The organism is Streptomyces sp. NPDC001513 (assembly GCF_042894695.1).
Lineage (GTDB): Bacteria > Actinomycetota > Actinomycetes > Streptomycetales > Streptomycetaceae > Streptomyces.
On sequence record NZ_JBIAVU010000011.1, the window covers coordinates 74589 to 99598 of the forward strand.

Annotated in this window: 23 protein-coding genes and 2 tRNA genes; 11 read left to right on the forward strand and 14 right to left on the reverse strand. The window is 69.5% G+C overall.

Annotation, left to right across the window (positions count from 1 at the left end; translation table 11 throughout):
- Positions 1–150: 150 nt before the first annotated feature.
- The 3 genes from ACFYZ4_RS24600 to ACFYZ4_RS24610 all read right to left on the reverse strand — a co-directional run bounded on the left by ACFYZ4_RS24600 (position 151) and on the right by ACFYZ4_RS24610 (position 1810).
- Positions 151–942: a 2OG-Fe(II) oxygenase gene (locus ACFYZ4_RS24600; RefSeq protein WP_390784822.1), complete on the reverse strand. Its 792-nt coding sequence runs from the start codon at positions 940–942 to the stop codon at positions 151–153.
- Positions 943–1009: 67 nt separating this feature from the next.
- Complete coding sequence (locus ACFYZ4_RS24605) at positions 1010–1564, reverse strand: methylated-DNA--[protein]-cysteine S-methyltransferase (protein ID WP_384340075.1); 555 nt, start codon at positions 1562–1564, stop codon at positions 1010–1012.
- A gap of 173 nt (positions 1565–1737) precedes the next feature.
- Positions 1738–1810 (reverse strand) — tRNA-Ala (locus ACFYZ4_RS24610).
- 161 nt (positions 1811–1971) lie between these two features.
- Here ACFYZ4_RS24610 and ACFYZ4_RS24615 point away from each other — a divergent pair.
- Both ACFYZ4_RS24615 and ACFYZ4_RS24620 read left to right on the forward strand, forming a co-directional pair.
- A complete protein-coding gene (locus ACFYZ4_RS24615) occupies positions 1972–2520 on the forward strand; it encodes a transcriptional regulator (protein ID WP_030707692.1) in 549 nt (182 codons plus the stop codon).
- A 42-nt stretch (positions 2521–2562) separates the two neighbouring features.
- Entirely contained in the window at positions 2563–3849 is a 1287-nt protein-coding gene (locus ACFYZ4_RS24620; RefSeq protein ID WP_390784823.1) for a protein kinase, read from the forward strand.
- On the opposite strand, the gene ACFYZ4_RS24625 is transcribed toward ACFYZ4_RS24620, so the two are convergent.
- The 11 genes from ACFYZ4_RS24625 to dnaA all read right to left on the reverse strand — a co-directional run bounded on the left by ACFYZ4_RS24625 (position 3836) and on the right by dnaA (position 18131).
- Positions 3836–5161, reverse strand: coding sequence for a hypothetical protein (locus ACFYZ4_RS24625; protein ID WP_390784897.1), 1326 nt, complete (start codon positions 5159–5161; stop codon positions 3836–3838). The two genes, ACFYZ4_RS24620 and ACFYZ4_RS24625, sit on opposite strands and share 14 nt — an antisense overlap.
- 122 nt (positions 5162–5283) lie before the next feature.
- The gene (locus ACFYZ4_RS24630) at positions 5284–5418 is read right to left on the reverse strand and encodes a DLW-39 family protein (protein WP_208809277.1); all 135 of its coding nucleotides are present in this window, start codon (positions 5416–5418) and stop codon (positions 5284–5286) included.
- A gap of 144 nt (positions 5419–5562) precedes the next feature.
- A tRNA-Ile gene (locus ACFYZ4_RS24635) sits at positions 5563–5636 on the reverse strand.
- Positions 5637–5754: 118 nt separating this feature from the next.
- On the reverse strand, positions 5755–6417 hold the full coding sequence (locus tag ACFYZ4_RS24640) for a DUF3566 domain-containing protein (RefSeq protein ID WP_351293274.1): 663 nt from the start codon (positions 6415–6417) through the stop codon (positions 5755–5757).
- Positions 6418–6420: 3 nt separating this feature from the next.
- Positions 6421–9036: a DNA gyrase subunit A gene (gyrA, locus tag ACFYZ4_RS24645; RefSeq protein WP_351293271.1), complete on the reverse strand. Its 2616-nt coding sequence runs from the start codon at positions 9034–9036 to the stop codon at positions 6421–6423.
- Between the two features lie 43 nt (positions 9037–9079).
- A complete protein-coding gene (gene gyrB / locus ACFYZ4_RS24650) occupies positions 9080–11140 on the reverse strand; it encodes a DNA topoisomerase (ATP-hydrolyzing) subunit B (protein ID WP_351293268.1) in 2061 nt (686 codons plus the stop codon).
- A 381-nt stretch (positions 11141–11521) separates the two neighbouring features.
- Positions 11522–12055: a DUF721 domain-containing protein gene (locus ACFYZ4_RS24655; RefSeq protein ID WP_351290171.1), complete on the reverse strand. Its 534-nt coding sequence runs from the start codon at positions 12053–12055 to the stop codon at positions 11522–11524.
- A complete protein-coding gene (gene recF, locus ACFYZ4_RS24660; protein WP_351290169.1) occupies positions 12052–13188 on the reverse strand; it encodes a DNA replication/repair protein RecF in 1137 nt (378 codons plus the stop codon). The genes ACFYZ4_RS24655 and recF overlap by 4 nt, the downstream gene beginning before the upstream one ends.
- A 74-nt stretch (positions 13189–13262) precedes the next feature.
- A complete protein-coding gene (gene gnd / locus ACFYZ4_RS24665; protein ID WP_351290167.1) occupies positions 13263–14138 on the reverse strand; it encodes a phosphogluconate dehydrogenase (NAD(+)-dependent, decarboxylating) in 876 nt (291 codons plus the stop codon).
- A 190-nt stretch (positions 14139–14328) separates the two neighbouring features.
- Positions 14329–15459, reverse strand: a complete 1131-nt coding sequence (dnaN, locus tag ACFYZ4_RS24670) for a DNA polymerase III subunit beta (RefSeq protein WP_351290165.1) — start codon at positions 15457–15459, stop codon at positions 14329–14331.
- An 875-nt stretch (positions 15460–16334) separates the two neighbouring features.
- Positions 16335–18131: a chromosomal replication initiator protein DnaA gene (gene dnaA / locus ACFYZ4_RS24675; protein ID WP_351290163.1), complete on the reverse strand. Its 1797-nt coding sequence runs from the start codon at positions 18129–18131 to the stop codon at positions 16335–16337.
- Positions 18132–18488: 357 nt separating this feature from the next.
- Between dnaA and rpmH the strand changes: the two genes are divergently transcribed.
- The 9 genes from rpmH (at position 18489) to ACFYZ4_RS24720 (ending at position 24986) form a co-directional block, all read left to right on the forward strand.
- The gene (gene rpmH / locus ACFYZ4_RS24680) at positions 18489–18626 is read left to right on the forward strand and encodes a 50S ribosomal protein L34 (protein WP_008741645.1); all 138 of its coding nucleotides are present in this window, start codon (positions 18489–18491) and stop codon (positions 18624–18626) included.
- A gap of 21 nt (positions 18627–18647) precedes the next feature.
- The gene (gene rnpA, locus ACFYZ4_RS24685) at positions 18648–19022 is read left to right on the forward strand and encodes a ribonuclease P protein component (protein WP_078892724.1); all 375 of its coding nucleotides are present in this window, start codon (positions 18648–18650) and stop codon (positions 19020–19022) included.
- Positions 19019–19300: a membrane protein insertion efficiency factor YidD gene (gene yidD, locus ACFYZ4_RS24690; RefSeq protein WP_076043740.1), complete on the forward strand. Its 282-nt coding sequence runs from the start codon at positions 19019–19021 to the stop codon at positions 19298–19300. Before rnpA ends, yidD begins: the two co-directional genes overlap by 4 nt.
- A gap of 3 nt (positions 19301–19303) precedes the next feature.
- Positions 19304–20407, forward strand: a complete 1104-nt coding sequence (yidC, locus tag ACFYZ4_RS24695; protein ID WP_351290161.1) for a membrane protein insertase YidC — start codon at positions 19304–19306, stop codon at positions 20405–20407.
- Positions 20408–20422: 15 nt separating this feature from the next.
- Entirely contained in the window at positions 20423–20935 is a 513-nt protein-coding gene (locus ACFYZ4_RS24700) for a R3H domain-containing nucleic acid-binding protein (RefSeq protein ID WP_326589132.1), read from the forward strand.
- Between the two features lie 162 nt (positions 20936–21097).
- Positions 21098–21814 (forward strand): 16S rRNA (guanine(527)-N(7))-methyltransferase RsmG, encoded by a 717-nt coding sequence (gene rsmG / locus ACFYZ4_RS24705; protein ID WP_030707721.1) that lies wholly within the window; start codon positions 21098–21100, stop codon positions 21812–21814.
- 275 nt (positions 21815–22089) lie between these two features.
- Entirely contained in the window at positions 22090–23178 is a 1089-nt protein-coding gene (locus ACFYZ4_RS24710) for a ParA family protein (protein ID WP_384340064.1), read from the forward strand.
- A complete protein-coding gene (locus tag ACFYZ4_RS24715) occupies positions 23175–24266 on the forward strand; it encodes a ParB/RepB/Spo0J family partition protein (protein ID WP_390784824.1) in 1092 nt (363 codons plus the stop codon). Before ACFYZ4_RS24710 ends, ACFYZ4_RS24715 begins: the two co-directional genes overlap by 4 nt.
- A 102-nt stretch (positions 24267–24368) precedes the next feature.
- The gene (locus tag ACFYZ4_RS24720) at positions 24369–24986 is read left to right on the forward strand and encodes a GNAT family N-acetyltransferase (RefSeq protein WP_030707724.1); all 618 of its coding nucleotides are present in this window, start codon (positions 24369–24371) and stop codon (positions 24984–24986) included.
- Positions 24987–25010 lie beyond the last annotated feature (24 nt).

Here is a 25010-nt window from a genome sequence, read left to right on the forward strand (position 1 = left end):
GCGAAACTCCAGCGATCCTCCAGTCGTACCGGCGGTTCTGCCAGGCATTGATTCCCGGTGGATAGGGGTTGACCTGCGAACGTGCCGGTGCTGCCGGTTCACTGGAAGCAGGCGGCAGAAACCGGGTCTCCGCGCCGGTTGATTCCGCCGCTACCGGGCGTCGTGGAAGATGACGCCCAGCACGTGGCGCTGCCCACCGGTCACGGAACTGACCCCGTGCCGCAGGGTCACCCGGCTCCAGCCGCGCACCGAGCGCACCGGACGGTGGCTGACCGTGAAGATCATCCCCTGGCCCTGTCCGGGCCTCCTGACGAGCGGGCGGGACTGGGCGCGCGGACGCTGCTCGACGAAGACGCTCTCGCCGCCGGTGAAGTCCTCGTCCGGGCGGTCGAGCATGATCGCCACCTGGAGCGGGAAGGTCAGGTCCCCGTAGACGTCCTGGTGCAGGCAGTTGTAACCGCCCCGCTCGTACCGGAGCAGCAACGGCGTCGGACGGTGCTGCCCGGCGGCCGCGCACGCCGCGATCAGCCCGTCGAACCCGGGGGCGAACGCCGGCTGCCCCAGGCGCCGCGCCCAGTCGTTGGCGATCCGGGCGAGCGGCGGGTACAGCTGCTCCCGCAGGTCCTGGACGAGTTCGGGCAGCGGGTACGAGAAGTAGCGGTAGAGGCCCTCCCCGAAGCGGTGCCGCGCCATCGTCACGGTGCTGCGGAACGCGGCGGGATCGTCGAAGAGCTCCCGGAGGTCCGCGCACTGCCCGGGCGTCAGCAGCGGCGGGGTCAACGCCACTCCCTCCCGGTCCAGTTCGGCGGCCAGCGCCCGCCAGTCGAGGTTCCCCGGTGCGGGCGCGTCACCCCGCACCGGGGCGCCCTCCGGCGGGTACGGGGCGAAGTCCGGACCGGGCAGATCCAAGCCCGGAAGCTGCGGGGGCTCGTAGACGCTCACGTGCTCTGCTTTCCGTAGCGGGACGGGACGGGGAGAGACAGGAGTCGTGGGAAGGCGCGGGAAGGGCTCAGTGCCCGGACGCTACGCCGGCCGCCTCGAGGGCGAGCAGATCGCGCTTGGCCTCCGGCCCTCCCGCGTACCCGCTGAAGCTCCCCGTGGAGCCGATGATCCGGTGGCAGGGCAGCACCACGCACAGCGGATTCGTGCCCAGCGCGGTGCCCACGGCGCGGGCGGCCCGGGGCCGGTCGAGCGCCTCGGCCAGCTGCCCGTAGGTCGCGGTCCGCCCGTACGGGACGAACTCGGCGAGCGCCAGATTCGTGCGCCGGCTGAACGGGGTGGCCAGTCGCAGGTCCACCGGAACGGTGAATTCGCGGCGCCCGCCGCTCAGGTACTCGTCGATCTGCGCCCGGGACTCGTCCAGCACCTTGAGCCCCGGCGCTCCCGCCTCCCCCGGCTCCACCGGCGCCAGTCCGGCCCGGCCCAACCGCTCCGCCGCGGTCTCCGCCGTGCCGTAGCAGCACAGTACGAGCGCGTCGTCCGTGGCTGCGAGCACGAGCGACCCCAGGCGCGTGGCGTGGAACGCCACCGTGGCGACGCCGGTGGCAGGGCTGGTGGTCGGCATGGCGCGACTCCTTCGTTCGTCGTGGTCGTCGTGGGGTAGAAACACCGCCTTCGTGCGAACAGTTGCGGAACGCCGCGCACCACCGCCGCCGGGCCCGTCCTCAGCACCTGCGCCGGGCACGCAAAAAGGTCCCCTGACCAGCGTTTCCGCAGGTCAGGGGACCTTTGATGATGTGGAGCCTAGGAGATTCGAACTCCTGACATCTGCCTTGCAAAGGCAGCGCTCTACCAACTGAGCTAAGGCCCCGTGAAACTGGACGCACCCGTCCCACGCGGGATGGGGGTCGTTCCGCAGAACAGAGTACCGGGTGTACCCCCTCATCTCGCAAAATGATAGGGACTCCCGTCGTGCGACCACTCTCCGTAAGATGCTCGCGAGGTTCGCACCAGCGAAGGGGAGTAGTAAGAGTGGACGCAGTACAGCAAGAGGCCACGGCCAGAGCCAGAGAGCTTCAGCGCAGTTGGTACGGGGAGCCTCTGGGAGCGCTCTTCCGCCGGCTCATAGATGACCTCGGCTTGAACCAGGCCCGCCTCGCTGCCGTGCTCGGCCTGTCGGCGCCCATGCTGTCCCAGCTGATGAGCGGCCAGCGTGCCAAGATCGGGAACCCGGCCGTGGTGCAGCGCGTCCAGGCCCTCCAGGATCTCGCCGGCCAGGTGGCCGACGGAAGCGTCAGCGCCGGGGAGGCCACCGACCGGATGGACGAGATCAAGAAGACCCAGGGAGGATCCGTCCTGAGCAACAGCGGCCAGACCACCATCAGCTCCGGCGCACCCACGGTCAAGCGGGTCGTCCGCGAGATCCAGTCGCTGCTGCGCTCGGTCTCCGCGGCCGGCGACATCATCGACGCGGCGAACACCCTCGCCCCCAGCCACCCGGAACTGGCAGAGTTCCTCCGGGTGTACGGCGCGGGCCGCACCGCCGACGCGGTCGCCCACTACGAGGCCCACCAGAACTGACGGCACGGGGGCGGACGACGGTGACGGGGGACGGGCGCAGCGATGGGTGAGATCTTCGCCGGTCGGTACGAGCTGATCGATCCGATCGGGCGCGGGGGCGCGGGCGCCGTGTGGCGCGCCTGGGACCACCGCCGTCGCCGCTACGTCGCCGCGAAGGTCCTCCTGCAGAGCGACGCCCACACCCTCCTGCGCTTCGTGCGGGAACAGGCCCTGCGGATCGACCACCCGCACGTGCTCGCTCCCGCCAGCTGGGCGGCCGACGACGACAAGGTCCTCTTCACGATGGACCTGGTCGGCGGCGGCTCCCTCGGCCACGTGATCGGGGACTACGGCCCGCTGCCGCCCCGTTTCGTGTGCCTGCTGCTCGACCAGCTCCTGTCGGGGCTGGCCGCGGTGCACGCGGAAGGCGTGGTCCACCGCGACATCAAACCGGCCAACATCCTGATGGAGGCCACCGGAACCGGGCGGCCGCACCTGCGGCTGTCCGACTTCGGCATCTCCATGCGCAAGGGCGAGCCCCGGCTGACCGAGACCAATTACGTGGTCGGCACCCCGGGCTATTTCGCCCCCGAGCAACTGCTGGGCGCCGAGCCCGACTTCCCTGCCGACCTCTTCGCTGCCGGGCTGGTCGCCCTGTACCTGCTCAAGGGCTCCAAGCCCGACTCCCAGGGCCTCGTGGAGCACTTCCTGGCCCATGGCACCCCGGACGCCCCGGAGGGCGTTCCCGCCCCGCTGTGGGACGTCCTCGCCGGCCTCCTCCAGCCGGACCCCCAGAGCCGGTTCCGTACGGCCACAGGGGCGCGCAAGGCCCTTGCCGAGGCCGTGGAGCTGCTGCCGGCGCCCGCCCCGGACGAGGATCCGGTGGAGGTGTTCGACCAACTCGGCCCGCTCCCGCCCGGTTTCGGCCCGCAGGGACCGGCGGCCACGGCTGCGGTGACCCCGCAGGCACCCACCGCCGGGGTGGTACCGCCGGGTGCGCCCGCCTCCGTGACGACGCCCGCGGAGCCCGCCCGTACCGATCCGCGCGGTACGGCGGCGACGGCGGCCGCGACCGCTCCCACCGCGCCGACGACCCCGTACCCGGCCGTCCCGGCCCAGGTGCCCGCGTACGGGCCCGCGTACGGACCCGCGTACGGACCCTCGGAGACGGGCAGCTTCCACCTGCCGCCGCCCTCCCCGGCGACCGTGCCGACGACGCTCGCCTCCGACGCCCCGCCCGTCCGGGCTGCCGGCGGCATCGCCCCGCCCCCGGCCAAGGCCGTGGCCTCGATCCTCGCCGCGGCGCTCCTCTGCTTCGCCGTAGCGGTCTGGGCCCTCACGCAGCTGTAGGACCGCGCCCCCGCCGCCCCAGCAGGGTCCAGCCGCCGAGGACGAGCAGCAGCACGGTCCCCGTGCCGAAGCCCGCCCCGGCCACGACCCGCATCACGGACCGCTTGTCGGCGGCCCGCGCGGCCTCCGGCGCGGTCAGCCCCTCCTCGGCGGCGGTCCGGTCCTCCGCGCCCACCCCGAAGCCGCCCGCGGCCGGACTCCCCTGGTACGCGGGCGCCTTGGCCGGGGTGCCGCCGACCTCCAGCCGCAGGGTCAGCGGCACCGGCACCGCGTCCTCGGTGAAGTCGGCGACCTTCGAGCCCATCGTCACCGCGACGTAGTACCAGCCCGCGACGGCCACGGACCGCACGGTCCGGTCACCGGCGAACCGGTTCTCGTAGACGACGGGAGGGGTCTTCCCCAGGGTGATCCCGGCCTGCTTGCCGTCGTACGAGACGTCCTTGTCGGAGATCAGGCCCCGGTACGGGCTGTAGAGCGAGACGGTCAGCCCGCCCGAGGCGGAGCCGTACGTCTTGGTCATCCGGGCGGCGGCGAGTTCGGCGCCGACCCCCAGCTGCTGCCCCCAGTCCAGCGGGACCCGGTAGTAGCGGGTCTGGCCGGGCCGCATCTCGTCGCGCCACACGCCCGCGCCGAGGGCGCGCGCGTCGTTGAAGCCGGTGCCCCCGGTGCGGCCCACCGCCTCGGTGCCGGGCAGGGCCGGGGCCCCGGAGGGCCAGCCGCTCGGCGCGGTGGTGGGAGCGCCCGCGCCGCGCCCCGGTTCCCGCTGGACCTTGATCTCCAGCGGCCAGGGGCTCTGGTCGTAGCCCTTGGCCGAGGTACGGGTGATCTTGGCGTAGTACACGCCGGCGGGCGCGCAGTCCTCGTCCTCCCCGCCCCACCGCACGCCGGCCGCGCTGATCGGGTAGGGGTCGTAGCCGAAGTTCGCCCGGCCGACGCTGTCCCGGCAGGAGCTCCCGGCGGTGGTCATGATCTCCACCTCGATGCCGTCGCCGCCGGACACCTTCGCGCCCGCCTCGGGCCGGACCACGGCGGAGACGTAGACGTTCGAGTCGTCCTTCTCCAGGACGAGCCGGTACACGCGCTCCCCGGGGCCGAGGGTGTCCTTGTAGACGCTGCCGGGCTCGATCTGCGGGGCGTCCGCGGTGGAGGCCTTGCCCTCGACCGCCTTGGCGCCGTCCGCGGCCCGGTACGTCGGCACCGGCTGCGGCTGCGTCCCCTCGGCACGGGCGGCCGCCGGCAGACCGGCCGTCAGGCCCAGGGCCGCCGCCCCCACCACGGCTCCCAGCCGCACCGTCGTCCGCACCCGACCCATCACGTCCACCCCGAGTTTGCTAGCGCAAGCCAAATCTTTGCATAACGTAAGTTTTCGTCACAGAACAGCACAAAGCCCCGGCCGCAGCGGCAGCCGGGGCTTCATGGGATCAGCCTTGGGTCTCACACACCGGAACCAGAAGGCACGGAGTCGGTTGCCTCCGTCCACAGGTCCTGCTCGGCGCGGTCCGCCTGGATCTGGCGGTACACGAGGAGCCCGCCGATGGCGGCCAGTGCGACCAGGAGCAGCTTCTTCACCGCGCGACCTCGTCTTTCGTTGACGTAGGGGACTTCTGGCAGCCAACAATACACACCGACCGATACCGATCGGTGACCTGCCAACCCACCAACTGGCCCTACGACAAAGACCCCCAGGCCTTGGCCTGGGGGTCTTCGACACTGTGGGGCTAACAGGATTTGAACCTGTGGCCTCATCCTTATCAGGGATGCGCTCTAACCAACTGAGCTATAGCCCCATCCGCGCTGCGCGCTGACTCCTGAAGATTAGCGCACAGACCCGGTCAGGCCAAAATCCGTTCCGACGGGGCGTCTGCGCAGGTCATCCGACCCCTCGCAGGCGCTTCGGCGAAGGCCCTACTCGTCCTCGGCGAGGGTCAGCTCCACACCGCCGACGAAGCCCGCCGACAGGTTGTAGATGAACGCGCCCAGCGTCGCCAGTGCCGTCGCCAGCACCACGTCGATCACCGCGATCACCGACGTGAAGGTCAGCACGCGCGGCAGCGACAGGAACGACTGGAGGTCGAAGCCGTTGCTCTCGTTCGAGCCGGTCGCCTCACTGATCGTGCCGCCGACGGTCGAGAACACACCCATCGCGTCCATGACCATCCACAGCACCGCCGCCGCCACGATCGTGCAGATGCCCAACGCGATCGACAGCAGGAAGCTGACCTTCATCACCGACCACGGGTCGGCCTTGGCCACCCGCAGCCGCGCCTTGCGCGTCCTGGGCGCCGTACGGACCCCCGTACGCGGCTTGCGCTGCGCGGCGGCTCCCCCGTTCGCCCGCGGCGTCCCCGGGCCCGAGGGCGCCGCGTAGGCCTGCGGCGGCTGGTACGGCGGCGGTGCGGGCCGGTCCTGGCCGGCGTCCGCGCCGGCCGTCGACTGCGGCTCTCGGGTGTCCGTCACGGCGATCCCCCTGCCCTCGGCGGTGGCGTCGCCACCCTGGGAGTCCGCGGCAGGGCCACGGGCACCGTTCGCCCCAGTCTTGGCCGGTCCGGCGCCCGTGGCTCCACTCACGACTTACTCCTCGTGCTCCCCGGCCGAAGGCTGCGTGCCCTCGGCGGCCTCGGCGGCCTGTCCGTCGGCCACCTCGGTCTCGTTCTCGTCGGCCTCGACCTCGTCAGCTTCCTGACCGGCCTCGGCGTTCCGGGCGATGCCGACCACGGCATCGCGCTTGCCCAGGTTGATCAGCTGGACGCCCATGGTGTCACGGCCGGTCTCCCTGACTTCGTTGACGCGCGTACGAATCACACCACCGCCGAGCGTGATGGCGAGAATCTCGTCCGTTTCGTCCACCACGAGCGCCCCTACGAGCGACCCGCGGTCCTCCACGATCTTCGCGGCCTTGATGCCCAGACCGCCACGACCCTGGACGCGGTACTCGTCCACCGGCGTCCGCTTGGCGTAGCCGCCGTCGGTCGCGGTGAAGACGAACGTACCCGGCCTCACCACGCTCATGGAAAGCAGTTCGTCACCTTCACGGAAACTCATGCCCTTCACACCCGAGGTCGCGCGGCCCATCGGGCGCAGCGCGTCGTCGGTCGCCGTGAAGCGGATCGACTGCGCCTTCTTGCTGATCAACAGCAGGTCGTCCTCGGACGACACCAGCTCCGCGCCGATCAGCTCATCATCGCCGCCGGCCTCGGTCTCCCGGAGGTTGATGGCGATCACACCACCCGAACGGGGCGAGTCGTAGTCCTTGAGCGCCGTCTTCTTCACCAGGCCGCCCTTGGTGGCCAGGATCAGGTAGGGCGCCGCCTCGTAGTCGCGGATCGCGAGGATCTGCGCGATCTTCTCGTCCGGCTGGAAGGCCAGCAGGTTCGCCACGTGCTGCCCGCGCGCGTCACGGCCGGCGTCCGGGAGCTCGTACGCCTTGGACCGGTAGACGCGGCCCTTGTTCGTGAAGAACAGCAGCCAGTGGTGCGTGGTGGAGACGAAGAAGTGGTCGACCAGGTCGTCCTGCTTCAGCTTCGTCCCGCGCACGCCCTTGCCGCCGCGCTTCTGCGAGCGGTAGTCCTCGGTCTTGGTCCGCTTGACGTAGCCGCCGTGCGTGATCGTGACGACGATGTCCTCTTCGGCGATCAGGTCCTCGATGGACATGTCACCGTCGAAGGGCACCAGCTTGGAACGCCGGTCGTCGCCGAACCGCTCGACGATGGAGGCCAGTTCCTCGCTCACGATGGAGCGCTGACGCCCCTCCGAGGCCAGGATCGCGTTGTACTCGTTGATCTTCGTCTGGAGTTCGTCGTGCTCGGCGACGATCTTCTGCCGCTCCAGGGCCGCGAGGCGGCGGAGCTGCATCTCCAGGATCGCGTTCGCCTGGATCTCGTCGATCTCCAGCAGGCCCATCAGGCCCTCGCGCGCGATCTCGACCGTGTTGCTGCGCCGGATCAGCGCGATGACCTCGTCGATCGCGTCCAGCGCCTTGAGCAGACCGCGCAGGATGTGCGCGCGCTCCTCCGCCTTGCGCAGGCGGAACTTCGTGCGCCGGACGATGACCTCGATCTGGTGCGTCACCCAGTGGCGGATGAAGGCGTCGATCGACAGCGTGCGCGGCACGCCGTCCACCAGCGCCAGCATGTTCGCACCGAAGTTCGTCTGCAGATCGGTGTGCTTGTAGAGGTTGTTCAGCACGACCTTCGCGACGGCGTCCCGCTTCAGGACGATCACCAGGCGCTGACCGGTCCGCGACGAGGTCTCGTCACGGACGTCGGCGATGCCGCCGACCTTGCCGTCCTTCACCAGGTCGGCGATCTTCTGCGCGAGGTTGTCGGGGTTGGTCTGGTACGGGAGCTCCGTGACCACCAGGCACTGGCGGTTCTGGATCTCCTCGACCTCCACCACCGCGCGCATCGTGATGGAGCCGCGACCGGTCCGGTACGCCTCCTCGATGCCCTTGCGGCCCACGACCAGGGCGCCCGACGGGAAGTCCGGGCCCTTGATCCGCTCGATCAGCGCGTCCTGGAGCTCCTCGTGCGAGGCCTCCGGGTGCTCCAGCGCCCACTGGGCACCGGCCGCGACCTCGCGCAGGTTGTGCGGCGGGATGTTGGTCGCCATGCCGACCGCGATGCCGGCGCTGCCGTTGACCAGCAGGTTCGGGAAGCGCGCCGGCAGGACCGTCGGCTCCTGGTTGCGGCCGTCGTAGTTGTCCTGGAAGTCGACGGTCTCCTCGTCGATGTCCCGGAGCATCTCCATGGCCTGCGGCATCAGCTTGCACTCGGTGTAGCGCATCGCGGCCGCCGGGTCGTTGCCCGGAGAGCCGAAGTTGCCGTTGCTGTCCACCAGCGGCATGCGCATCGACCACGGCTGGGCCAGGCGGACCAGGGCGTCGTAGATCGAGCTGTCACCGTGCGGGTGGTACGTGCCCATGACGTCGCCGACGACGCGGGCGCACTTGTAGAAGCCCTTCTCGGGCCGGTAGCCGCCGTCGTACATCGCGTACAGCACGCGGCGGTGCACCGGCTTGAGGCCGTCCCGCACGTCCGGCAGGGCGCGCGAGACGATGACGGACATCGCGTAGTCGAGGTAGGAGCGCTGCATCTCCGTCTCGAGCCCTACGGGCTCGATGCGCATGACGGGCTGCTCCTCCGCAGTGTTCTCGGCGTTCTCTGCGGTGGGTGTGGTTTCGTCGGCCATTGCTGGTCAGAAGTCCTTTCAGGCGGCGGTCAGCGGAGCCGACTCAGATGTCGAGGAACCGAACGTCCTTGGCGTTGCGCTGGATGAAGGAGCGCCGGGCCTCGACGTCCTCACCCATCAGCACGGAGAACAGGTCGTCGGCCTGCGCCGCGTCGTCCAGCGTGACCTGGCCGAGGACGCGGTGGTCCACGTCCATGGTGGTGACGCGCAGCTCCTCGGCGTTCATCTCGCCCAGGCCCTTGAAGCGCTGGACCGAGTCGTCCTTGATCCGCTTGCCGTTCTGCTTGCCGAGCTCCACCAGCGCGTCGCGCTCGCGGTCCGAGTACGCGTACTCGAAGTCGTCCCGGCCCCACTTGATCTTGTACAGCGGCGGGCGGGACAGGTACACGTGACCGGCCTCGACCAGCGGCCGCATGAAGCGGAACAGGAAGGTCAGCAGCAGGGTGTTGATGTGCTGGCCGTCGACGTCGGCGTCCGCCATCAGGATGATCTTGTGATAGCGGAGCTTCTCGATGTCGAAGTCCTCGTGCACACCGGTACCGAAGGCACTGATCAGCGCCTGGACCTCGGTGTTCTGGAGGATCTTGTCGATCCGGGCCTTCTCGACGTTCAGGATCTTGCCGCGGATCGGCAGGATGGCCTGGTACATCGGGTTGCGGCCGGACTTCGCGGAGCCGCCGGCCGAGTCACCCTCGACGATGAAGATCTCGCACTTGGTCGGGTCGTTCGACTGGCAGTCGGACAGCTTGCCCGGCAGCGAGGCGCTCTCCAGCAGACCCTTGCGACGGGTGAGGTCGCGGGCCTTGCGGGCCGCGACGCGCGCGGTGGCCGCCTGGATCGACTTGCGGATGATGTCCGCGGCCTCGACCGGGTTGCGGTCGAACCAGTCGTTCAGGTGCTCGTGGACGACCTTCTGCACGAAGGTCTTGGCCTCCGTATTGCCCAGCTTGGTCTTCGTCTGGCCCTCGAACTGGGGCTCGCCCAGCTTCACCGAGATGATCGCCGTCAGACCCTCGCGGATGTCCTCGCCGGCGAGGTTGTCGTCCTTCTCGCGCAGCAGCTTCTTCTCGCGCGCGTAACGGTTCACCAGACCCGTCAGCGCCGCACGGAAGCCCTCCTCGTGCGTACCGCCCTCGTGCGTGTGGATCGTGTTCGCGAAGGAGTAGACCCCCTCCGTGTACTGCGAGTTCCACTGCATCGCGATCTCGACCGAGAGCATGCGCTCCTTGTCCTCGGCCTCGACGTCGATGACGGTCGGGTGGATCAGCTCGCCCTTGCGCGAGTTGAGGTACTTCACGAAGTCGACGATGCCGCCCTCGTAGTAGTACTTCACCGTGCGCGCCGCGGGCTCCGCCGCGTCCGCGTCCGGGTCGTCCGCGCCGACGGTCGCCTTCGCCGACTCGCGCTCGTCGGTCAGCGTCAGGGTGAGGCCCTTGTTGAGGAAGGCCATCTCCTGGAAGCGCCGCGACAGCGTCTCGAAGGAGTACTCGGTCGTCTCGAAGATGTCGCCGTCGGCCCAGAAGGTGACCGAGGTGCCGGTCTCCTCGATCGCCTCGTTCTTGGCCAGCGGGGCCGTCGGCACGCCCAGCTTGTAGTCCTGGGTCCAGCGGTGGCCGTCCGTCTTGACCTCGACCGCGACCTTGGTCGACAGGGCGTTCACGACGGACACACCGACGCCGTGCAGACCGCCGGAGACGGCGTAGCCGCCACCGCCGAACTTGCCGCCCGCGTGCAGGACGGTCAGGACGACCTCGACGGCCGGCTTCCCCTCGGACGGCACGATGCCGACCGGGATGCCGCGGCCGTTGTCGATGACCCGCACACCGCCGTCGGCGAGGATCGTCACGTCGATGGTGTCCGCGTGCCCGGCCAGGGCCTCGTCGACCGAGTTGTCCACCACCTCGTATACGAGGTGGTGCAGCCCGCGCTCACCGGTCGAGCCGATGTACATGCCTGGCCGCTTGCGGACCGCGTCCAGGCCCTCGAGGACCTGGATCGCACTGGCGTCGTACGAGGCGGTGACCTCGCCGTTCCCGCCGGCTGTGGACTGGTTGTCGTTGGGGTTGCCGGAATCGGCCACGAAGCGCCCTTTCTGGCACAGCACAGGCCGTACTCCGGGCCAGCAGGCATGCAAGCAGGAGCGGCTGCGTCAATCTGCGTTGTCAGCGTGTATCAGCTAGATCCCGCAAGCGGGCGGGATTCGCTTCAGTCTACCGGTACCACGGACATGAATGGGGGTTTGCCGGTACCTGAGTCCGCATGTGCCGCCCTGAACCTCCTCTCTCCGACTCCCCACATCCGGGAAGGGGCTCAAAGAGGCTCACACGGGCATCCAGCGCTTCGGCCTGTCAACCTCCGGCTACCGTGAGGGACGCCACGAAGTCCAGCCCCGCCGGCGTTTGAGGCGCGGGGTCCGGGGCGCAGCCCCGGGGCCCGCGGAGCGGGCTGTCCGCAGCCGCACGGGCAGCCCCGCAGGGCCGCGGCATCAGCCGTAGGTGTCCCCGGGACCCTTGCTGCCCGGCGCCCGCCACGGCCCGTACCCCTTCGGCCGCCCACCCGGCCCCTGCACCTTGATCATCCGCACCGTCCCCTGCCCCAGATCCGCGTTCAGCCGCGCCACCAGCTGCGGCGCCAGCAGCTTCAGCTGCGCCGCCCACGCCGAGGAATCGCACCGCACGACAAGCTCACGGTCCTCGTACCGCTCCGGTTCACAGTGCGCCGCGATGTCCGGCCCGACGATCTCCGGCCAGCGCTCCATCACGCCCGCCACCGCCATCGGCATCTCCCAGCCGCGTTCGGTCCGCAGCCGGTCCAGCGCCGCCATCAGCGGCATCGGGTCGCGGCCGTCCGCGCGCGCCCCCGAGCGCAGCCCCGGCTGGCGGCCCTTCCTGGCGCCGGCCGCGTTGCCCCGGGCCCGCGCCTGTTCCCGCGCGGCCGCGAGGGCCTGGCGGGCGAGGTCCACCCCGGAGACCTCCGGGACCTTGCGGCCCTCCTGCGGGTTCTTTCCCTGCTCGTTCACAGCCGGGTCACCTCACCGCCGGACACCGAGAACCGCGTTCCCACCAGCACCCCCGGGACGTCGTCTTCCACCGCCGCCGTCACCAGCACCTGTTCGCCCGGCGCCACCAGCTCCGCCAGCCGCTCCCGGCGCCGCGCGTCCAGTTCCGCGAACACGTCGTCCAGGATCAGCACCGGCTCGCTGCCCTCCGAGCGCAGCAGCTCGTACGAGGCCAGCCGCAGCGCCAGCGCGTACGACCAGGACTCGCCGTGGCTCGCGTACCCCTTCGCGGGCAGCTCCCCGAGCCGCAGTAGCACGTCGTCGCGGTGCGGGCCCACCAGGGTCACGCCGCGCTCGATCTCCTGCTTGCGGACGTCCGCGAGCGCGGCCAGCAGCACCTCGTAGAGCGCCTCGCGGGTGCGCGCGGTGCCGCTGTCCACCGGTTCGCCGGCCGAGGACTTGTACGCCAGCCCCAGCGGGCCGCCGCCGGGCGCGAGCTGCTCGTACGCCTTGTCCGCGAGCGGCAGCAGCGTCGCGATCAGATCCAGCCGCTGCGCGAGCAGCTCCGCGCCCGCGCGCGCGAGGTGCTGGTCCCACACGTCGAGGGTGGACATGTCCATGGAGCGGCCGCCGTGCCTGCGCGCCATCGCCGCCGACTTCAGCAGCGTGTTGCGCTGCTTGAGCACCCGCTCGTAGTCGGAGCGGACCGCCGCCATCCGCGGCGAGCGCGCGGTGACGAGCTCGTCCAGGAACTTGCGGCGCTCCCCGGGGTCGCCCTTGACCAGGGCCAGGTCCTCCGGCGCGAACAGCACGGTGCGGACTATCCCCAGCACGTCCCGCGGCTTGACCTGCGAGGACCGGTTGATCCGGGCCCGGTTCGCCCGCCCCGGGTTCAGCTCCAGTTCCACCAGCTGCCGGCGCTCGCCCTGGGTGACGGCCGCGCGGATGATCGCCCGGTCCGCGCCCATCCGTACGAGCGGGGCGTCGGCGGAGACGCGGTGGCTGCCCAGCGTCGCGAGGTAGCCGATCGCCTCGACGAGGTTGGTCTTGCCCTGGCCGTTGGGTCCCACGAAAGCGGTGACGCCCGGGTCGAGGGGAACCTCGGCCCGGGCGTACGAGCGGAAGTCGGCCAATGAGAGATGCGAAACATGCATACGGCGCCGACCTCCCCCGGCTTCCTGCTGATCTGCTCTGTCCTGCTGTGGAGCGGTTGTCGACAGGCTGTGGATTACGCCTTCTCGACCGCGTGGCCGCCGAACTGGTTGCGCAGCGCGGCGATCATCTTCATCTGCGGGGAGTCGTCCTGCCGCGAGGCGAACCGCGCGAACAGCGACGCGGTGATCGCGGGCAGCGGTACGGCGTTGTCGATCGCCGCCTCCACGGTCCAGCGGCCCTCGCCGGAGTCCTGCGCGAAGCCGCGCAGCTGCTCCAGGTGCTCGTCCTGGTCGAGGGCGTTCACGGCCAGGTCCAGCAGCCAGGAGCGGATGACGGTGCCTTCCTGCCAGGAGCGGAAGACCTCGCGGACGTCGGTGACCGAGTCCACCTTCTCCAGGAGCTCCCAGCCCTCGGCGTAGGCCTGCATCATGGCGTACTCGATGCCGTTGTGGACCATCTTCGCGAAGTGGCCCGCGCCGACCTTGCCGGCGTGTACGGCGCCGAAGTCACCCTCGGGCTTGAGGGCGTCGAAGATCGGCTGGACCCGCGAGACGTGGTCCTTCTCGCCGCCGTACATGAGGGCGTAGCCGTTCTCCAGGCCCCACACGCCGCCGGAGACGCCGCAGTCGACGAAGCCGATGCCCTTGGCCGCCAGCTCCGCCGCGTGCTTCTCGTCGTCGGTCCAGCGGGAGTTTCCGCCGTCGACGACGATGTCGCCGATCGAGAGCAGCTCCGCGAGCTCGTCGACGGTGGACTGGGTCGCCGCACCCGCCGGGACCATCACCCACACGACGCGGGGGGCCTGCAGGCTGTCCACAAGTTCCCGCAGGCTGTGGACGTCGGCGAGGTCCGGGTTGCGGTCGTATCCGATGACGGTGTGGCCTGCGCGGCGGATGCGCTCGCGCATGTTGCCGCCCATCTTGCCGAGACCGACGAGACCAAGCTCCATCAGGTGGTTCCTTAAGCGTTGTGGCCGTCTTTGCCGGGGCGTCCGTGGATCCCGGGGACACCCCAGGCCCCGAGCCTACGCCGGGGCGGGCCGCCCGGCCCCACGGGGCGCGCGCGGCCGGGCCGCTGTCCCCGCAACGTGCGCAGGCCCGGTCTCGCGGACCGCGAAACCGGGCCTGACCTGCAAAGAATCAGCCGGAGAGGCGCACCGGCATGATCAGGTACTTGTAGGCCTCGTCGGCTTCCGCGTCGAGCGCCGGACGGCCGCTGAGCAGCGCGGGCTTGGTGGACGTGGTGAAGCTCAGCTGGGCCACCGGGGAGGCGATCGCGCTCAGGCCGTCCAGCAGGAAGGTCGGGTTGAAGGCGATCGAGATGTCGTCGCCGTCGAGCTGCGCGTCGACCCTTTCCACAGCCTGTGCGTCGTCGGAGGAGCCGGCCTCCAGGATCAGCACCCCCTGCTCGAAGCTGAGGCGGACCGGGGTGTTGCGCTCGGCCACCAGGGCCACGCGCTTGACGGCCTCGACGAACGGCGCGGTCTCGATCACGGCGACGGAGTTGAACTCGGTCGGGAAGAGCGTCCGGTACTTGGGCAGGTCGCCTTCGAGCAGCCGGGTGGTGGTGCGGCGGCCGGCGCCCTCGAAACCGATCAGGCCTTCGCCCGCGCCGGAGCCGGACAGCGCCAGGGTGACGGTGTCGCCGCTGGTCAGCGAGTTGGCGATCTCCTGGAGCGTCTTGGCGGGCACCAGGGCCACGGCCGACGCGTCCGGGTTCTCCGGCTTCCACAGGAACTCGCGGACCGCGAAGCGGTAGCGGTCGGTGGAGGCCAGGGTGACGCGGTCGCCCTCGATCTCGATGCGGACACCGGTCAGCACGGGCAGCGTGTCGTCGCGGCCGGCGGCGGTGGCCACCTGCTTGGCGGCGGAGGCGAAGACCTCGCCGGGCACGGTGCCGGTGGCGGTGGGCATCTGCGGCAGCGCCGGGTATTCCTCCACAGGCAGGGTGTGGAGTGTGAATCGCGAGGAGCCGCAGACCACGGTCGCCCGTACACCGTCTGTGGAAATCTCCACCGGGCGGTTGGGGAGGGCGCGGCAGATGTCGGCGAGCAGCCGGCCGGAGACCAGGACGGTGCCGTCCTCCTCGACGTCCGCCTCGACGGAGACGCGGGCCGAGACCTCGTAGTCGAAGCCGGAGAGGCTCAGCGTGCCTTCCTCGGCCTTGAGCAGCAGGCCCGCGAGAACGGGCACCGGCGGCCGGGCCGGGAGGCTACGGGCAGCCCAGGCCACCGCCTCCGCGAGTACGTCGCGCTCCACCCGGATCTTCACCGGAACCGCCTCCTGCTGTTGCTCGCTCGTCTGCCGGCCTTCGTCGTCGGCTCGTCGATGCCTCGACCGATGCCGGGGACCAGTCTGACGTACGGCGCCGACAGTCCGTGCGGCCGGCGGTCAAGTCGGGAGCGAGGCGTCGGGGCGGGCTCTCGACGAGTTGTGCACAGGACCCGCTTGAAAACCGAAACCGGCCTAACTGTCTATGGGGGTAGTAGTAGGGCCTGTGGAAACGGTGGATAAGCCTGTTTTCGCAGGTCACACCGCGTTTTTTATCCACCGACCCTGTGGGTGACACCGGTGGACAACCCCGTGTCTCTGTGGAGAACGAAAAGTTCTGCACAGGCCGTCCCCAGGTGACCCCGACTACTCCACAGGTGTGTCCCCAGCTTTCCCCCGGTACTCCACAACCCAAACGTCTACTTCCGTGTGACCGCTTTCACTCCGGGCGGTGAGAGGGGCTGGTGCGTTGCCGAACAGTGGACAAGGGTGTGGAGAACAGGCCCGATCCTGTGCACAGGGTGCGCGAACCTGTGGGGGGACGGTGGACAACGTCGTGGACAGGGCTGTGGGCGAAATGTTTGTCCACAGCCTGTGGATGACGCTTGCGCACAATTCCACAGGGGGCTGACCTGGCCTGATGGAACCTCACCCCGCATGCCTGTGGACAGATTGTGGGCGACGGAACGTGTCCCCAGGGTGTGGACGGAAGAAAGTCCCCGAATCTGTGGATGAGTTGCTCCTCAGGGGGCGTATTCGAACAGGTCAGGGGCGCGCGGACGAAGAAGGGCGCCCCCGTCGCGGTCCGGGAGCGCCCTCTGAAAGCGTTTGAAGGGCCCTTTCGCGGCCCCGGCGAGCGGTACGGGAGGCCGCGCTCAGCCGTTCTTGATGCGGTTGGTGAGCTCCGTGACCTGGTTGTAGATGGACCGCCGTTCAGCCATCAGAGCGCGGATCTTGCGGTCCGCGTGCATCACCGTGGTGTGGTCGCGGCCGCCGAACTGGGCCCCGATCTTGGGCAGCGACAGGTCGGTGAGCTCCCGGCACAGGTACATGGAGATCTGCCGGGCGGTGACCAGCACGCGGCTGCGCGAGGAGCCGCACAGGTCGTCCACGGTCAGCCCGAAGTAGTCGGCGGTGGCCGCCATGATGTCGGTGGCGGTGATCTCGGGCGAGCTTTCCTCGCCGCCGGGGATCAGGTTCTTCAGGACGTCCTCGGTGAGGCCCAGGTCGACCGGCTGCCGGTTGAGGCTCGCGAAGGCCGTGACCCGGATCAGCGCCCCCTCCAGCTCGCGGATGTTGCGCGAGATGCGGGAGGCGATGAACTCCAGCACCTCCGGCGGGGCGTTGAGCTGCTCTTGGACGGCCTTCTTGCGCAGGATCGCGATCCGGGTCTCCAGCTCGGGCGGCTGGACGTCGGTGATCAGGCCCCACTCGAAGCGGTTGCGGAGCCGGTCCTCCAGGGTGGCGAGCTGCTTGGGCGGCCGGTCGGAGGAGAGCACGATCTGCTTGTTGGCGTTGTGGAGCGTGTTGAAGGTGTGGAAGAACTCCTCCTGCGTCGACTCCTTGCTCGCGAGGAACTGGATGTCGTCGACGAGCAGGATGTCCATCTCGCGGTAGCGCTTGCGGAACGCGTCGCCCTTGCCGTCGCGGATGGAGTTGATGAACTCGTTGGTGAACTCCTCGGAGCTCACGTACCGCACGCGGGTGCCGGGGTAGAGGCTCCGCGCGTAGTGCCCGATGGCGTGCAGCAGGTGCGTCTTGCCGAGGCCCGACTCCCCGTAGATGAAGAGGGGGTTGTACGCCTTCGCCGGCGCCTCGGCGACGGCCACCGCGGCCGCGTGCGCGAAGCGGTTGGAGGCGCCGATGACGAAGGTGTCGAACAGGTACTTGGGGTTCAGCCGGGCGGTCGGCTCCAGCGGGCCCGAGGTCGAGCCGCCGGACGGGGCCGGGGGCGCGGCGGGCCGGCCGGGGGCCTGGCGCGGCGCGGGCTGCTCGTACTGCTGCTGCTCGTAATTCTGTTGCTCGTATTGATGAGACTGGTGCGACTGGCGGGGCTGCTGAGGCTCGTACGGGGACTGCTCGTACTGCTGCTGCTCGTAGGAGCCCTGGTCGTAGCCGTTGGGCTCGGACTGCTGGAGGTAGCCCGGCTGCGGGGAGGCGTACGGGTCGCGCTCGGGGAAACCGCCGAGGCGCGGCTGCTGCCAGCCGTAGTCGTCCTGCTGGCCGCCGCGGGGCCAGGCGCCGGGCTCGGGGCGCGGCTGCTGGTAGTCCGGGTAGGCGGGGCGGGCGGTCGGGAGCTGGTCGTCCCCGTTGCCGGGTCCGCCGCCGGGGCGCTGGCCGCCGTACGGCTCGTACCCGCCGGACTGCTGCGCGGGCGGGGCGGGGGGCGCGGGCTCGCCGGCGGAGTCGTCCACCGTGATGGCGATCCGGATGGGGCGGCCGCATTCGCGGCTGAGCGCGTCACTGATCAGCGGGGCCAGCCGGCCCTCGAGGACGCGCTTGCCCCATTCGTTGGGGACGGCGAGCAGTGCGGTGTCGGCGACGAGTGCCAGGGGCTGGCACCTCTCGACCCACTGCTTGTCCTTCGGCTCGATCCCCGGCTGTCCCTCCCCGAGGAGCTTTTCGAGCACCCTTGGCCACACTGCGGCAAGATCGGCAGGTACGTCAGCCACAGAGCACGCTCTCTCACAGGGGTCCCACGAATGTGTGGTTCTTTGGGACGGTCGGGACAAAAAAACCGGGGTCGGACAACGGTAGTCAGGCCAGCGGGTACGGTTCAAGTCGTTGTCCACAGCCTGTGCACAGTGTGGGGCCCCGTCGGCTCGGTTTGACCGGATGGCGTAGCCGCGCGTACCGTAACGAGGTCGAGTTGTCGATGGCTGCTGCCGCCTGCCTACCGATGGGCGAAGGTCACTGTTAGTGATCATTTAGCGGTGCCACTCGGGCGAACACGCGAGTTTCTCCTCGTGGGCGCACGGTGACAGCCAGGCGATGTCCCGCCACAACGATTCATTCTCTGGAGCCCCCGAGTGAGCAAGCGCACCTTCCAGCCGAACAACCGCCGTCGTGCCAAGACCCACGGCTTCCGCCTGCGGATGCGTACCCGTGCCGGTCGCGCGATCCTCGCGAACCGTCGTGGCAAGGGCCGCGCCGCCCTTTCCGCGTAACAACACGCAGGTCGTGACGTCGTGCTGTCTCCCGAAAATCGGCTGAGGCGGCGTGAGGACTTCGCGAGCGCGGTACGCCGAGGTCGTCGGGCTGGTCGCCCGCTCCTCGTCGTCCACCTACGTACAAGCGGTGCAACGGACCCGCACGAGTCGGGGGAGATCGATCCCTCGTCGCGTGCGGGTTTCGTCGTCAGCAAGGCTGTCGGCAACGCCGTCATACGTAACCGGGTGAAGCGCCGTCTTCGCCATCTGGTCCGGGAGCGGCTCTCCCAGCTGCCCGCCGGTAGCCTGGTGGTGGTACGTGCGTTGCCCGGAGCGGGCGATGCCGGCCCCGAGGAACTGGCCCGGGACCTGGATGCCGCTCTGGTGCGGCTCCTGGGAGGCGTGGCTCGATGAAGTACCCGCTGCTCGCTTTGATCAAGCTGTACCAGTGGACGATCAGTCCGCTGCTCGGCCCGGTGTGCCGGTACTACCCGTCGTGTTCGCACTACGGGTACACGGCCATCGACCGGCATGGTGCGGTGAAGGGGACGGCCCTGACCGCCTGGCGGATCCTGCGGTGCAATCCGTGGTCCCCGGGTGGTGTGGACCACGTCCCACCCCGTAAACGCCCGCGTTGGCACGAGCAGCTGCGCAGTGCGTTGCGTAGATCTCGCAATGCTCAAGGAGCCTGATTAGTGGACACGATTGCCGGTCTGTTCAGCTTTATCACCACGCCTGTGTCGTGGGTCATCGTCCAGTTCCACTCGCTGTACGGCGCGATCTTCGGCGCGAACAGCGGATGGGCCTGGGGTCTGTCCATCGTGTCCCTGGTGGTCTTGATCCGCATCTGTCTGATCCCGCTCTTCGTGAAGCAGATCAAGGCGACGCGAGGCATGCAGGCGCTCCAGCCGAAGATGAAGGCGATCCAGGAGCGCTACAAGAACGACAAACAGCGTCAGTCCGAAGAGATGATGAAGCTGTACAAGGAGACGGGTACCAACCCGCTCTCCTCGTGCCTTCCGATCCTGGCGCAGTCCCCGTTCTTCTTCGCGCTCTACCACGTGCTGGCGAGCATCGCCAACGGTGAAGAGATCGGCTACATCGACGGTCCGCTGCTGGCCAGCGCGCGTGAGGCCCACATCTTCGGGGCCCCGCTGGCCTCCAAGTTCACGGACAGCGCCGCCGAGGTCGCCGCCCTGGGTGCCTCGATCACCGACGTGCGCATCGTGACCGCCATCATGATCGTCCTGATGTCGCTGTCGCAGTTCTACACGCAGCGCCAGCTGATGCAGAAGAACGTCGACCTCTCGGTCAAGACGCCGTTCATGCAGCAGCAGAAGATGCTGATGTACATCTTCCCCGTGATCTTCGCGGTCATGGGCATCAACTTCCCCGTCGGTGTTCTCGTCTACTGGCTGACCACGAACGTGTGGACCATGGGCCAGCAGATGTACGTGATCAACCAGAACCCGACGCCGGGCAGCAAGGCGCAGGACCAGTACCTGACCCGCCTGCTGAAGCACATCGGCTCGCACGGTGACGTCAAGGGCCGGAGCAAGAAGAAGATCGTCGCGGCGATCGTGGCCAAGGGCCCGGACCGCAACGACAACGAGCGGAAGTTCATCACGGCTCTGACGAAGCAGGGCATGGCCGCCCAGCCGGACGGCTCCGTGATCAAGAGTTCCGAGGCCACGGCGGATTCGGATGCGGCGAGCGGTGGTGTCGCGAAGCGGCAGCAGCCCAAGCGGCAGTCGAAGTCGCAGCGTCAGACGCCCAGCAAGCCCTCTCCCAAGAAGTAAGAAGGAGTCCCTCCCGTGACGGAAGGCACCACCACCGCCGCCGCTGAGAGTGGCGACACCCTGACCCGCCTCGAGCAGGAGGGTGAGATCGCGGCCGACTACCTCGAGGGTCTGCTGGACATCGCCGACCTGGACGGCGACATCGACATGGACGTCGAGGCCGACCGGGCCGCGGTGTCGATCGTCAGTGACTCCGCCGGCCGTGACCTGCAGAAGCTCGTGGGCCGCGACGGTGAGGTTCTGGAGGCTCTGCAGGAGCTGACCCGCCTCGCCGTGCACCGGGAGACCGGGGACCGCAGCCGGCTGATGCTGGACATCGCAGGGTTCCGTGCGAAGAAGCGCGAGGAGCTGGCGGCGCTGGGCGCCCAGGCGGCGGCGGACGTGAAGGCTTCGGGCGAGCCGATGAAGCTGGCCCCGATGACCCCGTTCGAGCGGAAGGTCGTCCACGACGCCGTGGCGGCCGCCGGTCTGCGGAGCGAGTCCGAGGGCGAGGAGCCGCAGCGCTTCGTCGTTGTGCTCCCGGCCTGACCCCTGGCGCGAGTATTCGGCCCCGTCTGTGTCGCAGGCGGGGCCGATGTTTGTCAGCCTGGCATGTGAACGCCCGGCACGTGAACGACGCGGCATGTGAACGACGCGGCATCTTGAAGACGTGGTTTTTCCAGAACCATGCGGTACGGAAGGACGGTCCCCGTGACGGAGGCAGCTGAGCTTCCCCCGGCGCCTGAAGAGGCGCGCGCGGTGTTCGGTGAGTTTTTCCCGGAAGCTGTGCGGTATGCGGAGCTGCTGGCGGACGCGGGAGTCAAGCGGGGCCTGATCGGGCCGCGTGAGGTGCCGCGGCTGTGGGAGCGGCACCTGCTGAACTGCGCTGTGCTGTCGGAGGTGGTGCCTCAGGGCGTCACCGTGTGCGACGTGGGTTCGGGCGCCGGTCTGCCCGGTATCCCGCTGGCGCTGGTGCGCCGGGACCTCAAGATCACACTGCTTGAGCCGCTGCTGCGGCGCACGACCTTCCTCCAGGAGGCCGTGGAGCTGCTGGGCCTGGACCACGTCACGGTGGTGCGCGGCCGGGCGGAAGAGGTTCTCGGCAAGGTGCAGCCGGTGCATGTGGTGACGGCGCGTGCGGTGGCCCCGCTGGACCGGCTGGCCGGCTGGGGCGTGCCCCTGCTGCGTCCGTACGGGGAGATGCTGGCGCTCAAGGGCGACACCGCCGAAGAGGAACTGGTGTCGGCGAAGACCGCACTGGCGAAGCTCGGTGTGGTGAAGACCTCAGTGCTGCACGTGGGCGAGGGTCTGGTGGACCCGTTGTCGACGGTGGTCCGGGTCGAGGTCGGAGAGAGCCCCGGTGGGGTGAGGTTCGCGGCCAAGCGGGCTAAGGCGGCCCGGGTGGGACGCACCCGCCGTCGCCGTTGATTCTCTGAAGTGTGGGGGCCCGGCGGAGATTTCGTCTGCGTTGGGCCCCATAGGTATGGATTTCGGAGTGTCGTAGCGGCCCGAAGACCCTGTCCGGGCGCTGTCCGGGCATCGTGTTTCACGTGAAACGTCGCTCTCTGCTGCACGGAATCATCAGTCGCAGTCGTGCGGCTGCGGCCCCCCTTCACCGCAAGGACGCAAGGGGGACGGAGTTGTCCACATCGGTGGATTCATCCACAGGAGTACGGGCCCCGCTGGTTCGCGACCCCGGTGACATGGCAGGCTCTGTTCATCGCGAGCCTGATGTCGAGGAGAGTGACACCGTGCGGTCCGACGCCAACCTCGCGGGGCCGATGGCCGATCCGGTCCCCGGTCCCCGCTCTGAATCGGCGGGAGACGATGTTTCACGTGAAACATTGCCTCCGCCCCTTGTAGACAACGACACCCCCATCGGCCGAGCTGCCCAGCAGGCGGTGGAGGCGCTGGGGCGTACCGGAGAGCGGCTGCCCCGGCCGGAGCAGACCCGGATCATGGTGGTCGCCAACCAGAAGGGCGGCGTGGGCAAGACCACGACGACCGTGAACCTGGCGGCCTCGCTGGCCCTGCACGGGGCGCGGGTCCTGGTGATCGACCTCGACCCGCAGGGCAATGCGTCCACGGCCCTGGGCATCGACCACCACGCGGACGTGCCGTCGATCTACGACGTGCTCGTGGACAGCCGGCCGCTGCTGGAGGTCGTCCAGCCGGTCGTGGATGTGGAGGGGCTCTTCTGTGCTCCGGCCACGATCGATCTGGCGGGCGCGGAGATCGAGCTGGTGTCGCTCGTGGCGCGGGAGAGCCGGCTGCAGCGGGCGATCCAGGCGTACGAGCAGCCCCTCGACTACATCCTGATCGACTGTCCTCCCTCACTCGGGCTGCTGACGGTGAACGCGCTGGTGGCCGGCGCGGAGGTGCTGATCCCGATCCAGTGCGAGTACTACGCGCTGGAGGGCCTGGGCCAGCTGCTGCGCAACGTCGACCTGGTGCGGGCCCACCTCAACCCGACGCTGCACGTGTCGACCATCCTGCTGACGATGTACGACGGCAGGACCCGGCTGGCCTCGCAGGTGGCGGAGGAGGTGCGCAGCCACTTCGGCAAGGAGGTGCTGCGGACGAGCATCCCCCGTTCGGTGCGCATTTCCGAGGCACCGAGCTATGGGCAGACGGTGCTCACGTACGACCCGGGTTCAAGCGGTTCCCTCTCCTATCTGGAGGCGGCGCGAGAGATCGCGTATCGAGGGGTCGGAATGCAGTACGACGCCCAGCAGGCCCATCTGGGCGCGGGCATGAACAGCACGCAGAGTGTGGCGGAGGGGATCCAGTGAGCGAGCGACGTAGAGGTCTGGGGCGGGGGCTCGGTGCGCTGATTCCCGCGGCCCCGCAGGAGAAGACGCCGCCGGTGATCAGTGCCGGTTCGACGTCTCCGTCGGCGGTGCCGGTCATGACGTCGGAGCGCGGGGTCGCGGCGGCGAAGCTCGCCTCGTTGGCGCAGGCGGATGTTTCACGTGAAACATCGCTCGCGGTCGTCCCGGCGCAAGAGTCGGATCCGGTGGCGGCCGAGACCAATGTGGTGGCGGGAGCGACGTTCGCGGAGCTTCCGATGGACGCGATCACGCCGAACCCGCGGCAGCCCCGCGAGGTGTTCGACGAGGACGCGCTCGCCGAGCTGGTGACCTCCATCCAGGAGGTGGGTCTGCTTCAGCCGGTGGTGGTGCGGCAGTCGGCTCCCGGTCGCTATGAGCTGATCATGGGTGAGCGGCGCTGGCGTGCCTGCCGGGAGGCCGGGCTGGAGGCCATTCCGGCGATCATCCGGGCGACGGACGACGAGAAGCTGCTGCTGGACGCGCTGCTGGAGAACCTGCACCGGGCTCAGCTGAACCCGCTGGAGGAGGCTGCGGCGTACGACCAGCTGCTCCAGGACTTCAACTGCACGCACGATCAGCTGGCGGACCGGATCGGGCGTTCGCGTCCCCAGGTGTCGAACACGCTGCGGCTGCTGAAGCTGTCGCCGTCGGTGCAGCGCCGGGTGGCCGCGGGTGTGCTGTCGGCGGGGCACGCGCGGGCACTGCTCTCGGTGGACGATTCCGAGGTGCAGGACCGGCTGGCGCACCGGATCGTGGCCGAGGGTCTGTCGGTGCGCGCGGTCGAGGAGATCGTGACGCTGATGGCCTCGGAGCCTTCGAGCGGGGTGAAGCCGAAGGGTCCGCGCGCGGGTACCCGGGTGGCTCCGGCGCTCAGCGAGCTGGCGACGCGGCTGTCGGACCGCTTCGAGACGCGGGTGAAGGTGGATCTGGGCCAGAAGAAGGGCAAGATCACCGTCGAGTTCGCGTCGATGGAGGATCTGGAGCGGATTCTGGGAACGCTGGCGCCGGGCGAGGGCCGGGTGCTGGAGCAGGGTCTTTCCGGGGAGTGATCCCAGGGCCGCCGAGGGGCGGGCCGTGCCGGTGCGAACCGGCGCGGTCCGCCCCTTCGCCGTGCTGTCGAAGAACGAGGGACCAGTGGATACGATGCGGTCATGGGTCGTCGGCTGGTACCGCTCACGCTGGACAACCTCCAGGACTTGCCGCGTCGTTGCCGGTCCTGTGTGTTCTGGGAGCTGGACCCGGTCAGTGGTGAGGCCGCCGTGAAGGCGGGGACTCCGGCGCTGGAGAAGGAAGCGTGGATCTCCGCTGTCCTTCTGGAGTGGGGATCCTGCGGCCGTGTGGTCTATGTGGACGAGGTTCCGGTGGGGTTCGTGCTGTACGCGCCGCCGGCGTACGTGCCGCGGGCCACTGCCTTTCCGACCAGTCCGGTCTCGCCGGATGCGGTGCAGCTGATCACCGCGTGGATCATGCCGGGGTATCAGGGGCAGGGCCTGGGGCGGGTCATGGTGCAGACGGTGGCGAAGGACCTGCTGCGGCGCGGCTTCCGGGCGATCGAGGCCTTCGGGGATGCGCGCTGGGAGGGTCCGGCGTGTCTGCTGCCCGCGGACCATCTGCTGGCCGTGGGGTTCAAGACCGTACGGCCCCATCCGGTGCATCCGCGGCTGCGACTGGAGCTGAGGTCGACGCTGTCCTGGAAGGAAGACGTGGAGCTGGCGCTGGACCGGCTGCTGGGCGCTGCGCGCAAGGAGCCGGCGCTGCGTCCCCTCTGAGCGGGATACGTGAAACGGGACCGC

Coding starts and splice junctions, on each gene's coding strand:
- ACFYZ4_RS24605 (WP_384340075.1), bottom strand. CDS start 1,564: ATGCCGACCACCAGCCCTGCCACCGGCGTCGCCACGGTGGCGTTCCAC.
- ACFYZ4_RS24620 (WP_390784823.1), top strand. CDS start 2,563: ATGGGTGAGATCTTCGCCGGTCGGTACGAGCTGATCGATCCGATCGGG.
- ACFYZ4_RS24625 (WP_390784897.1), bottom strand. CDS start 5,161: ATGGGTCGGGTGCGGACGACGGTGCGGCTGGGAGCCGTGGTGGGGGCG.
- gyrA (WP_351293271.1), bottom strand. CDS start 9,036: ATGGCCGACGAAACCACACCCACCGCAGAGAACGCCGAGAACACTGCG.
- recF (WP_351290169.1), bottom strand. CDS start 13,188: ATGCATGTTTCGCATCTCTCATTGGCCGACTTCCGCTCGTACGCCCGG.
- gnd (WP_351290167.1), bottom strand. CDS start 14,138: ATGGAGCTTGGTCTCGTCGGTCTCGGCAAGATGGGCGGCAACATGCGC.
- yidD (WP_076043740.1), top strand. CDS start 19,019: ATGAAGTACCCGCTGCTCGCTTTGATCAAGCTGTACCAGTGGACGATC.
- ACFYZ4_RS24710 (WP_384340064.1), top strand. CDS start 22,090: ATGGCAGGCTCTGTTCATCGCGAGCCTGATGTCGAGGAGAGTGACACC.
- ACFYZ4_RS24720 (WP_030707724.1), top strand. CDS start 24,369: ATGGGTCGTCGGCTGGTACCGCTCACGCTGGACAACCTCCAGGACTTG.